Below are 13,604 nucleotides of genomic sequence, written 5' to 3' on the forward strand. Positions count from 1 at the left end.
AAGTAGAAGGAGAGACAACGGATGTTTCAGGCAATTAATGCAAGTGGCTCAGGGCTAACGACAGCGAGAAAGTGGATGGAAGTTACTTCTAACAATATTGTAAATGCAAATACGACGGCGGCTCCGGGGGCAGATTTATATGAGCGTCGTAGTGTGGTGTTAGAATCAAACAATAGTTTTGCAAGTATGTTAGATGGGGCTCCTACTAATGGAGTAAAAATAAAAAGTATTGAAGCAGACAAAACGGAAAATTTAGTGTATGATCCGACGCATCCGCACGCAAATGAAGAAGGATATGTACGTTATCCAAATATTGATGTAACTGCTGAAATGACGAATGTAATGGTTGCTCAAAAAATGTATGAAGCGAATACGAGTGTATTAAATGCGAATAAAAAAATGCTTGATAAAGATTTAGAAATCGGCCGAGGATAAGGGGGAAGATAGTAATATGAAAATTCAACCAATGTTACATACACAACCATTTGGAGCAATTCAGTCAATTGGTGCACCGAAAACTTCTCAAACATCTGTAGTTGAGGGGAAAAAGTTTATTGATTTATTGGAAGATATGAATCAAACACAAAACAATGCACAAACAGCAGTATATGATTTACTAACTAAAGGGGTAGGAGAAACACATGACGTTTTAATTCAGCAAAAGAAAGCTGAGTCTCAAATGAAAACGGCTGCTCTCGTACGTGATAATCTTATTGAAAATTATAAGTCACTAATTAATATGCAAATTTAGGAAAGTGGACGGGTGTGTTTAAATGGAAAAGATGAAAAATGTTATCCAATCGTTAAAAACGTGGCATAAGTTAGTAATCGGTGCTGCGCTTTTAGCGATTGTAACAGGAGCACTTTTATATTTCACCTTGCCAGATAAATATGTTGTTGTATATCAAAATTTAAATGATACAGATAAACAAGAGATTACAGCAGAATTATCGAAGTTAGGTGTCGATTACCAATTAGCGGCCGATGGTTCAATTCGTGTGCAAAAGAATGATGCTCCATGGGTTCGAAAAGAAATGAATGGGATGGGCTTACCGTTTAATTCGAAAAGCGGTGAAGAAATTTTATTAGAAAGCTCTCTCGGTTCAAGTGAACAAGATAAAAAAATGAAGCAAATTGTCGGTACGAAGAAGCAATTGGAACAAGATATTGTAAGAAACTTTGCGACAGTTGAAACGGCAAATGTTCAAATTACATTGCCTGAAAAAGAGACAATTTTTGATGAAGAAAAAGCGAAAGGAACAGCGGCGATTACGGTTGGAGTGAAACGTGGACAATTGTTAACAGCTGATCAAGTTGCAGGTATACAGCAAATGATTAGTGCAGCGGTTCCTGGTGTGAAAGCAGAAGAAGTAAGTGTTATTGATAGTAAAAAAGGTGTTATCTCAAAAGGAGCAGATGAAGCACATTCTAGTAGTTCCTCTTCTTATGAGAAAGAAGTAGAGATGCAGCACCAACTTGAAGGTAAATTAAAGCAAGATATTGATGCAACGTTAATGACGATGTTTAAACCGAATGAATATAAAGTGAATACGAAAGTATCTGTAAACTACGATGAAGTTACACGTCAGTCAGAGAAGTATGGTGATAAAGGTGTACTTCGTAGTAAACAAGAGCAAGAGGAAAGCTCTACTGCGCAAGAAGGGGCAGATACGAAGCAAGGTGCTGGCTGGTATTACAGCGAACGGTGAAGTGCCAAACTACGGTACGAACAATAATCAAAATGGTAAAGTTGTCTACGATAATAAAAATGGCAACAAAATCGAAAACTATGAAATAGATAAAACAGTTGAAACAATTAAGAAACACCCAGAATTAACGAAAACAAATGTTGTTGTATGGGTAGATAATGATACGTTAGTAAAACGAAGAATTGATATGACTACTTTCAAAGAAGCAATTGGAACAGCGGCAGGACTTCAAGCTGATCCGAACGGTAACTTTATAAATGGTCAAGTTAACGTTGTAACTGTTCAGTTCGATCAGCCGAAAGCTGAAAAAGAGAAAGAGCCAGAAAAAAGTGGTATGAACTGGTGGTTATTCGGTGGAATTACAGCTGGCTTATTAGCAATCGGTGGTCTAGTATGGTTCTTATTAGCAAGACGTAAGAGAAAGAAAGAAGAAGAGGAATATGAAGAATACTTAGCAGAAGATGAAATTGCTGCAAGTAATGAAAGTATCTTGGAAATTCCTGAAGAAAAAATAGTGCCAGAGCCAAAACCTGAACCAGAAGAACCGAAAGAACCAACGTTAGATGAACAAGTGCAGGATGCTACGAAAGAACATGTAGAAGGTACTGCAAAAGTAATTAAAAAATGGTTAAACGGACAGTAAGGGAGGAACAACGATGTTAGATGAAATCTCCTCCAAAGAAAAAGCTGCCATCCTCATTCGTACATTAGACGAAGGGGTGGCAGCAAAAGTCATTGAATATATGACAGCTGAGGAAAAAGAAGTATTACTTCGTGAAATTGCGAAGTTTCGTGTATATAAACCAGAAACGTTAGAGAATGTACTAGGAGAGTTCTTATATGAACTAAATGTAAAAGAATTGAACTTAGTCACTCCAGATAAAGAGTATATTCGTCGTATATTTAAAAACATGCCAGAAGACGAACTGGAAAAATTATTGGAAGACCTTTGGTATAACAAAGATAATCCATTTGAATTCTTAAATTCACTTACAGATTTAGAACCACTTCTTACAGTGCTTAATGATGAGTCACCACAAACAATTGCAATTATCGCTTCTTATATTAAACCGCAACTTGCGTCTCAATTAATTGAGAGATTGCCAGATCATAAGCGAGTAGAAACGGTAATGGGTATTGCGAAACTAGAACAAGTTGATGGTGAATTAATTAATCAAATTGGTGAGTTGTTAAAAACGAAATTAAATAATATGGCATTTAGTGCAATTAATAAAACTGATGGCTTGAAAACAATCGTAAACATTTTAAATAATGTTTCACGAGGTGTTGAAAAAACAGTCTTTCAAAAACTGGATGAAGTCGATTATGAGTTATCTGAGAAAATTAAAGAAAATATGTTTGTCTTTGAAGACTTACTTGGTCTTGAAGATCTTGCGCTTCGCCGTGTATTAGAAGAAATTACAGATAACGGTGTTCTTGCGAAAGCACTTAAAATTGCAAAAGAAGAAATTAAAGAGAAATTATTTACATGTATGTCTTCAAACCGTAAAGAGATGATTCTAGAAGAATTAGATGGCTTAGGACCGCTTAAGATGACGGATGCTGAAAAAGCGCAGCAAACGATCACTGATACAGTGAAAAAGCTAGAGAAAGAAGGAAGAATTATCGTTCAAAGAGGTGAAGAGGATGTCCTTATTTAAAAACAGAATTCCGAAGAATTCTGTTTCTTTTTCTGAAGAAACGTATGAATTACAATTTCCAAAACCAGCTTCAGTCCAAATAGAAGAGGAAGAATTACAAGCAGATCATGCAGAGCTTCGCGCCCAGCAAGAATCATTACATATGGAAATGAATCAGCTAAGGCAAGAGCAGCAAATGCTAGAACGAGAGCGTCAGCAGTTATTACAAGATAAAGAACAATTTCAAATGCATATTCATGAACAAATGGAACAGATGGAAGCAGCGCGTGTGCAGTTTCAAAAAGAACAACAAGAAATAGCATATGAATGGACAGAGTTATGATGGGATCAATCATTTCATTTAGCAGAAAAAATCGTGAATCAAGCGGTAGATTCACGATTGCTTGATGTGCTACCTATTTTAACTGGCATCGTGCAAACATTGCCAACTTCGTTTGAAAAATTAATCATTACAGTACATCCAGAAACGTTTGAACGTATTCAAGAAGAGAAGGAGAATACGAAAGAATATTGGTTACTACAATTAGTAGAATGGAAATATGATTTCTCCCTGCAGTTTGGTGAATTTGTTCTGGAAGAAGAGAAAGAGTTCTTTGAATTTAAATTTGCACCTATATTTGCGAAACTTCGTCAGAAATGGGAAGAAGAGAAGTTATTTGAGGAGCAAAATGTATGAGCCGCCTGTTAATGAATGAGAACGAAAAATGGAATAAGTTCATTGAAACACCGCTGTATACGAAAGTAGGCAAAGTTCATAGTGTACAAGAACAGTTTTTCGTAGCAAAAGGGCCGAAAGCGAAGATCGGAGATGTTTGCTTCGTTGGAGAACATAACGTCTTATGTGAAGTGATTGCTATTGAAAAAGAAAATAATATGCTACTTCCATTTGAACAGACAGAAAAAGTATGTTATGGAGATTCAGTGACACTAGTTTCAGAAGATGTTGTTGTACCACGTGGTAATCACTTGCTCGGAAAAGTGTTAAGTGCAAATGGTGAAGTGTTAAATGAGGAAGCTGAAAACATTCCATTACAGAAAATAAAACTAGATGCACCGCCTATACATGCATTTGAACGTGAAGAGATTACCGATGTATTTGAAACAGGAATAAAATCAATTGATTCTATGCTAACAATTGGTATCGGTCAAAAGATTGGTATTTTTGCTGGGTCAGGTGTTGGTAAATCAACTTTACTTGGAATGATAGCAAAAAATGCAAAAGCTGATATAAACGTTATTAGTTTAGTAGGAGAACGTGGCCGGGAAGTAAAAGACTTTATTCGAAAAGAGTTAGGCGAGGAAGGGATGCGAAAAAGCGTCGTTGTTGTAGCGACGTCAGATGAAAGTCACCTTATGCAACTTCGTGCAGCGAAACTTGCAACGTCTATTGCTGAATACTTCCGTGATCAAGGCAATAACGTATTACTTATGATGGACTCTGTTACTCGTTTTGCCGATGCACGAAGAAGTGTTGATATTGCTGTTAAAGAGTTACCGATTGGTGGTAAAACACTGTTAATGGAAAGTTATATGAAGAAGTTGTTAGAGCGTTCCGGAAAAACACAAAAGGGATCTATAACAGGTATTTATACGGTGCTTGTTGATGGGGACGATTTAAATGGTCCTGTACCAGATTTAGCACGTGGTATTTTAGATGGACATATCGTATTAAAGCGTGAGCTTGCAACGCTTAGTCATTATCCTGCAATTTCAGTATTAGATTCAGTAAGTAGGATTATGGAAGAAATTGTTTCGCCACATCATTGGCAACTTGCAAATGAAATGAGAAAGATTTTATCAATTTATAAAGAAAATGAATTGTATTTTAAGCTAGGAACGATTCAAGAAAATGAAGAAAATGCTTATATTTTTGAATGTAAAAATAAAGTAGAAGGCATAAATACATTTTTAAAGCAAGGTCGATCGGATAGTTTCCAATTTGATGATATCGTTGAAGCGATACAGCATATAGTATAAGGCCTCTGCATAAGAGGTCTTATTTTTTTGTTTTTTAATATTTCACAGATTTTTTTGGAAAAAAACTATATAATAGAAAAAGAGAACGTTATAATAGAAAGGGGTTATGAAAACAGGTGGATAAACAGCAGTACGACACAATAAAATTGCAAATAAATCAAGAAAAAGAACATATTTTAAAAGAAGTGTATGAATTAACAGCTGAAAAAAGAAAAATAGAACAAAAAAAAGAATATGATTTATATGTTGTGAAATCGCGTAGTAAAGTCGTACAAACTGGGCAACGTATTATGGCTGGTATGCTTTCTTCACATACGTTTTCACCTGAAAGAATAGAAGAATGGAATCGGAAAATTAAAAAAACGGAAGGTTTTATTCAAAAAAATGAAAGTCTTTTAGAGCAAGTAAAAGAAAAAGAACGTGTCATTGATGAGATGTATCAAGAAGATTGCAAAAAGCTTGCGAAAGCACAAGAAAAGCTGGAAGAAAAAATGCTTCTGGATTTGAAAATGTGTATGAATGGATGAGGTGAATGTAGTGATACAGTCTGTATTACCGGTGCAACAAAGTTTACCTCCGCAAAAAGAAAAAGGGCTAGAAGTACAATCAAAAAATGAAGATTCTTCATTCGATCGTACGATGAGAATGGAAAATAAAAAACAGCCGCAAACGGAGAAAACGAAACGAGAAGAAGCACCAAAAGAAGAGAGAAAAGATTATATTCTTTCTAAAAAATCGGTAACGGAAGAAGAACCTATTGTAAAGAAAGAAGAAAAAAAAGAGACAGAACAGTTGTTATTAGCTGTATCTGAGCAAATGGTTGCAATTGAGCAATTACATGTGCAGCCGGAATTGTTATATCAATACATACAAAAAATACAAGAGCTATATAAAGAATATGGCAATATTAAACTTAATGAATTACCTGCAGCTGAATTACAACAATTACAAGAACTTCTTTCAAATATGAATATCAAAAATGCTATATGTTTAGAAGATACAATGCAAATGGTATTAGACAAAATGAAGATGCCAGAGCAAGCGATGCAAGCATTGAAGGCTGTAGAAACAGAAACTTGTAATATTGCAAAGGAACAAGAAGAGTTTAAAGACGTAGATCTTCCGAAACTTGAGAGCGATGATACAAAGGTAGAGTTGCCTGAGGTTGATGCATTAAACGATTCGAGCTCTGCAGGTGCAGAATTATTAAATAAAACGACGAGTACCGAACAAGTAGGGAAATCAAATAGTGGTGCTGAGAAAGTTTCATTACCTGACTTAGGAAAGAAAATGGAAGCGCAAGTAGAAGCGTTGCAAAAATTTGTAGTGAAACAAGAACGTGTTTTATTCCAGTTAAATCCAGAAAAACTTGGTACATTAACAGTGTTTATGAAAAAACACGGAGATCAAATTGACGTTCACGTAGAAATGGAAAAACACGATGCGAAAAAACGTGTTGAAATCATTTTTGATGAATTGAGATTAAAGTTAAAAGAAAAAGAAATCAATATTCAAATTAGCTATTCAGATAAAGATGAAAATCGTAAAGAACAGCGAGAACAAGAGCAAAGGCAAAAACAGAAATTAGCAAATACAAATCATGAAAAACAACAATCAACAGAATTTGCGGGATTATTGGAGGAATAAAGCGTGCCAACAGTTGGATTAAATACAACGAGTACAAATCATATTCCGTTACAAACAGGAGCGCAAAAAAGTAATGTACCTGTTAATGGTGTACAATCGCCAGTGCAACAAAGTAATGGAGTTTCAGCAGGAGCACAAAAGACTCCTGGGGTAATGGGGAAAGATGATTTCTTAAAATTGTTTTTATCAAGTTTCCAACATCAAGATCCATTTAATGCGATGGATATGAATCAAATGATGAATCAGACAGCGCAGTTATCTCTTATGGAACAAGTACAGAATATGACGAAAGCAGTAGATAAGCTGCAATCAACGATGTATTCAACAGCACTTGATGGTGGAATGAAGTTTTTAGGGAAATACGTAAGAGGTGTTGACGGTGACGGAAACAAAGTAACCGGTCAAGTAGAAACGGTTCGTCTTGCGGAAAATAACGATGTACAGCTCGTTATTAATAATAAAGTTGTCTCTCTTCGTTTCGTTGAGAGAGTGTCTGATAAACCGATTGGGGAAACGAACCCAGAAGACGCAAAGAAAGACGATCAAAAAGTAACTGAAGAAGTAAAAACTACAAATTTATAAGGAGTGTCCATACGTTATGATTAAAGCGTTATATACAAGTATTACAGGGATGAATGCAACACAAAATGCATTAAGTGTAACTTCAAATAATATTGCCAATGCACAAACAGTAGGTTATAAAAAACAAAAAGCAATGTTTGATGATTTACTATATAACAATTCGATTGGTGCAAAAGGTGACGGTAAATACGCAGGAACGAATCCGAAAAGTATTGGTAACGGTGTGAAAATGAGTGGTACTGTTACGGATTATAGTGATGGTACAATTACGTTAACAGGTGGCAAAACACAAGCCGCAATGGAAGGTAATGGTTTCTTCGTTGTAGGTGATTCAAAAGGCGGAAATATGGAATTTACTCGTAAAGGTACGTTTGGGATATCTTCAGATTACTATATTACGAATACTGAAGGTCAATACGTATTTGCCTACCCTGCAAATGAGGCAACTGGTGAAGTTGATTTATCTGGAATTCCAGGACCGTTGCAAATTCCAATGGGAACAGCAATTGGTGGTATTCGAACATCGAAAGGGACAATTAAAGGGAATATTCCAACTGGTGAAAAACAAATTACACAAGATTTACCTGTATATGATAATGCGGGGAATACATGGACAATGCGTGTAGAGTTTAAACAAACGAGTGAACATAACTATACATATAAAGTACAAATGCGCAATGACTCGAAAAAAGAAACAGAGTTTAAAGATGTTCCAGGTGCAGGTGGTAATATGACATTTGATGCTGTTGGAAATCCAAATCCGAAAGAGCAAGGAGCCAATATTCCATTTGATGGCGGCTCTATAAAATTAGACTTAAGTCATTTAACAAATCATCCAACAGATAAAACATTATCAGTAACAGACGTAGATGGTAGAGCAGCAGCGACGGTTAAAGATTGCTTCATTGCTGATGGTGGATATGTGATGGTAAAATATTCTGATGGAAGTATGAAATCTGCAGGTCAATTAGCTGTTGCGATGTTCCCGAACGAAGGCGGACTAATGAAAACAGGTAATGGTAACTATACAGCAACGAATACAACAGGTATTTTAGCTCTTGGTGCATCTGGTCAAAACGGTGCAGGTAAAGTACGTGGTGGTGCACAAGAAGGTGCAAACGTAGATTTATCTGTAGAATTCGTTGACTTAATGTTATACCAACGCGGATTCCAAGGAAATGCGAAAGTAATTAAAGTTTCAGATGAAGTATTAAATGAAGTTGTAAACTTAATTCGATAATATATCGTAAGGAAAAAATGTAATGGAGTAGAAAGGGTTTTTTATTCGTATGACAAGACAAGAGCGAATTTTACAATTGCCTTTTTTCGAAAATAAACGTGAACTTGCCGAGCAAGTATTAAAAATAGAACGAGAAGAGCATGTATATTTACCAGATCAATTTGAAATTAAGCAAGTGCCTCCGTATTCATTTGGTGAAAAACAAGCAATCATTGGCCGTATCCATGAGTTTTATTTCATAAGTGTTGGTAGCGATAGCGTTTGGAAGTATCAACTGTTTAAGGATGAGATGAAGTGTCGTGAGTTTTTTGTTATGTTGCCAAATATTACGGATCAGCAAATAGCGTTTTGGTTTAATAACATAGAGTTATTGAAAGGTTCTTAAAAGCACTTTTTAGGTTTTGAGAGAGGACCTGGCGATGTTTTGGAGCGGTTAGTGCCTAATAGAGTCCCGACCGATGTGTAAGACCAGAGATATGTAGAGTTACTAGAGTAGTATGGTAGTGTAAGAAGTGGTAATATAAAAGAGTTTTAAGTTAATTTAAGGTAGTTGTAGTATACAATTAGACTGAATTTCTATAAAAGGAGAGGTGAGGAGGATGGCGCAAAATAAGTATCGCGTTACATTCATTTCGCCGAGTGAGGTTGAGCAGCGAACTGTAATGGCGGCGAATAGTTTGCCAGATTTAATTCGTAAAGTAGAAAGTATTATCGCAGATCCAAACGGTTATTTTGTAAACGATAAAAAAAATAATTGCTATTTTAAAGTGATTAAAGAAAATGTTACGTTTATTCAATATGAGTTACTATTTTCGGATAAGGAAATTCATATTGAAAAATTAAAACATATAGCACCAGTGGTATTAAAACGATTATTTAAAAAAATAAATGACCCGGAACTATATGCACTCGCGCTACTTGATGTTGATATAGCAACGAAAGAATATGTGCTAGCAGAAATGAATTCTGAGCTGAGAATAAGAGTAGAGACAGAGCTTTCGAAAAAATGGGAAGCAATGCCGACAGAAATTGTAGGGGCGCAAGAAGTGTTATTAGAAGCACTTGCTTCTTTTATACAAGATTAATTGTTTTTTAATAAAATGAATCGATCGACTATCTATATTTTTTATATAGGTAGTTGACTTTTTCTCTTTTATAAAGCTTAATAATTAGATATACGGAATTAATGGAAGGGGAGCGACACCTTTATGTCACAAGCACAAAGTATTTTATTAGAAAGCGGAACAAATGAATTAGAGATTGTTACGTACACTGTTGGTGAAAACCTATTTAGTATTAATGTAATGAAAGTACGTGAAATCATTAATCCATTCCCTGTTACAACTGTGCCAGAATCTCATCATGCAGTTGAAGGTGTTGTTCAAGTACGTGGTGAAATTTTACCTGTTATTAACTTGGCAATGGCTCTTAATTTAAAGTCAACAAAGCCACTTGATCAAACGAAATTTATCATCTCAGAATTAAACCAAATGAAAGTTATTTTCCGCGTTGATGAAGTGCATCGTATTCAACGTATTTCGTGGGAACAAATTGATGAACCAGCTTCATTATCTATGGGACTAGAAGAAACGACATCTGGTATTGTAAAACTAGATGGCAAAATCATCTTACTATTAGATTATGAAAAAATTGTATGTGAAATTAGCGGCACTGGTTATGACAATAAATCAATTGCAGGGTTAGAACAAAAAACAGATCGAGCTGAAAAAGTAATTTATATTGCAGAAGATTCAGCGATGCTTCGCCAAATATTAGAAGAAACATTATCATCAGCTGGATATACGAAAATGAACTTCTTCAGCAATGGTGCAGAAGCGTTAGCACAAATTGAAAAATTAGCGAAAGAGCAAGGTGAAAAAATGTTTGAACATATTCACCTGCTAATTACGGATATTGAAATGCCAAAAATGGATGGACATCATTTAACGAAAGTGGTTAAGGATAGTGAAGTAATGAATCGTTTACCAGTCATTATTTTCTCTTCATTAATTACAAATGAATTATTCCATAAAGGTGAAGCTGTAGGAGCAAATGCTCAAGTAAGTAAGCCAGATATTCAAGAGTTAATTGGTTTAGTTGATAAGTTAGTACTTTAAAAGCTTCTTTTTAGCCAGAATAGAAGCTCTAGTCAAGTGTTGAGCGGTCAGTGCTTAATAGAGTCCCATGCGATGTGAGTTCAGAGGTATGAAGTAGTTTTATGTAAGAAGAAGTAAGACTTTGATTGAGGATTTGAAGACTGGGTTTATAACTCTATTCTGTTAGAGAGAGGAAGGAATTAGCCAATGCTACATATGGCTAATTCCTTTTTAGTATTCTATACTTTAAGCTGGCAGAAAAATGAAAGGTTTCTGGGGTGTTTGGTGCTGTATGTATGAAAATTCTTCATTTGAAGATTTTTGATTTAAAAATATAAGCAAACGCATTTTCAATGGTTATTTTATTAATATTTCGTGGTAACGCAAATTTTTTCGGTGAAAAAACATTCAAAATACCATATAATATAATTAAATGTAATTAATATGCAATTTTGCATATTAATAAAAACATTTTCCAATTTTTTATACTTTCTATACATTTTTGTATGTTTATTATTTGACAGATAATTTTGAACTGTTATAATATGGATATGTAAAAATTGCTATTTTCTTAAAAGACATGGGAGTCAGATGAGAATTGTGAAAGGATGAGGGGGAGTGGCACAGATTATGTATCACCACACAGCAATTAATGTATTAGGTCTTTTACAAAACATGTCAAATAATAAAATGAACGATATGCAACTAGAGGTGGAATTTAAAAAAATAGAAAAAGAATTCCAAGTAAAGTATGAAGAATTAGTTGATTTACATAATAGAATAGTATTATTTCAAATAGATATAGAAAAAAATGGCGGGATGCGAGCATATGAAAAATCAGCAATTACATGGCTGAAGTCTGAACTAGAGCTATTGTATGAAGTGTATCAATTTTGTCAACGTCACGGTTTAAACATTTTAAATATTTCAAAATACGTAAGTAAAAATGAACTAAATCTTTTTCCAAAAACAGAAAGTCAATTGCAAAATACGTATTATAAATTGAAAAAACGTGAAATACCGTTTGAAAATATTGAAAAGCAAAAACCAGGACGAAAGCGAAAATATATACCAGTAAAAGAGACGATTGTTGCAAGAAAACAAAAAAATGAGTACGAATTAAAAGAAGAAATCCAGCATAAAGAGGATGAAAAAAATCTTGTAACAGTTATATCTGGTATCGTTGATAACTTTGAAACAATTAATCAATGTAGTGAAAGGAAAGAAGACGAACTACATCAGTTTATGGAAGGTATTTATAAGCTTTCTAGCATGGCAGCAGGGCGTTCTAGAGAAGCAAAGAATACACGTAGCTTAGAAGGTGAATTGCAGTCGTTACAACTAGAAAATGAAAGGCTAAAACGAGAGAAAGAAGAGCTTGTACAAGATATTAAAGGCATGACGCAGCTTTTAATTCATTTCATTACAAGTTCTGATATCGATCAAATTCGTAAATTACCAACTTTCGTACAAGATTGTAAAATGGAATTACATAAACTAGGGCTATATAATGCACAAGACGGTAAAATGAAAATAATGGTTGATCGTAGTGGACAAGTTATGACCGTAACACAGTAATAAAATTTGGGTACAAAATAAAAGGGAGATACATAGTTTATATGTATTTCCCTTTTATTTTGTATGTGCTGTAAAAAAAGTATCTACCCTTAAGTATTTGTATATAATAGCTAATATGAAAGGTACTAACCAAAAGGTGAATGTATAGACTTTTTCTAAAAGGTTAAGAGATGAAATATTTGTATTCAGGGCCAAAGCTGAAAAGGGATTAAACAATGCTGTTCTTATATATTTACCAAACTAGAACAAGTATCTAAATTATTTAGTGGAATTACGGAGTGAGTAATTAGAAATTGTTTCTTAAAAAAGGACAAAGGTTATGTTCGTGTATTTTGAGATGAAATAGTTATTAAAATGAATAATATTATTCTCTTCATCATATTTCACTTCTGTAATAAGGTAGAAAAACAGCTACGTTTTTATTGTGCAAATTAAGAGGGACGAAAAATTGCTATTAATCGTTCAAGTCCTTTTACATGTTATAAACAGAATATGATATGACCTGATTAGAGTATATGTTATATCTCTGTAATGAGGGAGAAGGAGAATTTGAAAATCGGCTGTGATGAAAAAGAATGAAAAGCCAATAATACTCGATCAAACAGTAATTTTAGTTGTTATCTAAGGTATTAAAAATATATCACTAAATTCTTTACAGAAGGCAATGCCTTAGTAATATGGTTAGGTCTAATATTAAACAGTAGCAAGTAATGAAAAAGAGGCGATGGATACAATTAAACTAACTGACGTTGTAACCGGTAATATTGTAAAATTCTATTGGTTGTAGCTTTAAAAGGAAAAGAGTTAGCTACAGCAGAAGTGGTGAAAGATATGACAATTATATGGGAACTTATTAGTGGTAGCGGATGGAACAGTATATATTAATATCTAAAATAAAAATTAATAAGAAAGTCTATATTCAGTAAAGAAGTATGGTCAGCAAGTAACAACGACACAGTTTAAAAAAGGACATATAGAAGTGATATTCTTTGGATAATAAATATAGTAACTGGTGACGTATATGTAATTGTAACAAAGCTGAAAAAATGAAAGTAAACGTGTAAGAAAAAATTATATTTGCTGAATGAGGGTGAGATTATATTTTTGTTATAAA

Annotated in this window: 12 protein-coding genes and 2 pseudogenes; all 14 read left to right on the plus strand. The window is 34.2% G+C overall.

Features of this window, described 5'->3' with window-relative positions; all coding sequences use genetic code 11:
- Window positions 1–21 precede the first annotated feature (21 nt).
- The 14 genes and pseudogenes from flgC (at window position 22) to MHH55_RS02625 (ending at window position 12,490) form a co-directional block, all read left to right on the plus strand.
- Entirely contained in the window at window positions 22–435 is a 414-nt protein-coding gene (gene flgC / locus MHH55_RS02560; protein ID WP_000484680.1) for a flagellar basal body rod protein FlgC, read from the plus strand.
- 16 nt (window positions 436–451) lie between these two features.
- Entirely contained in the window at window positions 452–751 is a 300-nt protein-coding gene (fliE, locus tag MHH55_RS02565; RefSeq protein WP_000701672.1) for a flagellar hook-basal body complex protein FliE, read from the plus strand.
- A gap of 22 nt (window positions 752–773) precedes the next feature.
- A pseudogene (gene fliF, locus MHH55_RS02570) lies at window positions 774–2,352 on the plus strand (flagellar basal-body MS-ring/collar protein FliF).
- A 13-nt stretch (window positions 2,353–2,365) separates the two neighbouring features.
- Window positions 2,366–3,370 carry a flagellar motor switch protein FliG gene (fliG, locus tag MHH55_RS02575; RefSeq protein WP_078187118.1) on the plus strand — a complete coding sequence of 335 codons (1,005 nt, stop codon included), beginning with the start codon at window positions 2,366–2,368 and terminating at the stop codon, window positions 3,368–3,370.
- Window positions 3,357–4,046: pseudogene (locus MHH55_RS02580) on the plus strand (FliH/SctL family protein). Before fliG ends, MHH55_RS02580 begins: the two are co-directional and overlap by 14 nt.
- Window positions 4,043–5,347, plus strand: coding sequence for a flagellar protein export ATPase FliI (fliI, locus tag MHH55_RS02585; protein ID WP_000088693.1), 1,305 nt, complete (start codon window positions 4,043–4,045; stop codon window positions 5,345–5,347). Before MHH55_RS02580 ends, fliI begins: the two are co-directional and overlap by 4 nt.
- 116 nt (window positions 5,348–5,463) lie before the next feature.
- A complete protein-coding gene (locus tag MHH55_RS02590) occupies window positions 5,464–5,874 on the plus strand; it encodes a hypothetical protein (protein WP_000360855.1) in 411 nt (136 codons plus the stop codon).
- Window positions 5,875–5,884: 10 nt separating this feature from the next.
- A complete protein-coding gene (locus MHH55_RS02595) occupies window positions 5,885–6,994 on the plus strand; it encodes a flagellar hook-length control protein FliK (protein ID WP_139362482.1) in 1,110 nt (369 codons plus the stop codon).
- A 3-nt stretch (window positions 6,995–6,997) separates the two neighbouring features.
- On the plus strand, window positions 6,998–7,576 hold the full coding sequence (locus MHH55_RS02600; protein ID WP_078187116.1) for a flagellar hook assembly protein FlgD: 579 nt from the start codon (window positions 6,998–7,000) through the stop codon (window positions 7,574–7,576).
- Window positions 7,577–7,592: 16 nt separating this feature from the next.
- Window positions 7,593–8,816 (plus strand): flagellar hook protein FlgE, encoded by a 1,224-nt coding sequence (locus MHH55_RS02605; RefSeq protein ID WP_000588320.1) that lies wholly within the window; start codon window positions 7,593–7,595, stop codon window positions 8,814–8,816.
- Between the two features lie 49 nt (window positions 8,817–8,865).
- Window positions 8,866–9,201 carry a DUF3964 family protein gene (locus tag MHH55_RS02610; protein WP_000198166.1) on the plus strand — a complete coding sequence of 112 codons (336 nt, stop codon included), beginning with the start codon at window positions 8,866–8,868 and terminating at the stop codon, window positions 9,199–9,201.
- Window positions 9,202–9,415: 214 nt separating this feature from the next.
- On the plus strand, window positions 9,416–9,901 hold the full coding sequence (locus MHH55_RS02615) for a hypothetical protein (protein ID WP_000068304.1): 486 nt from the start codon (window positions 9,416–9,418) through the stop codon (window positions 9,899–9,901).
- 123 nt (window positions 9,902–10,024) lie between these two features.
- Window positions 10,025–10,933: a chemotaxis protein gene (locus MHH55_RS02620; RefSeq protein ID WP_000075943.1), complete on the plus strand. Its 909-nt coding sequence runs from the start codon at window positions 10,025–10,027 to the stop codon at window positions 10,931–10,933.
- A 609-nt stretch (window positions 10,934–11,542) separates the two neighbouring features.
- Entirely contained in the window at window positions 11,543–12,490 is a 948-nt protein-coding gene (locus MHH55_RS02625; protein ID WP_061113509.1) for a DNA-binding domain-containing protein, read from the plus strand.
- Window positions 12,491–13,604: the final 1,114 nt, after the last annotated feature.

The organism is Bacillus sp. FSL K6-2944 (assembly GCF_038005385.1).
Lineage (GTDB): Bacteria > Bacillota > Bacilli > Bacillales > Bacillaceae_G > Bacillus_A > Bacillus_A cereus.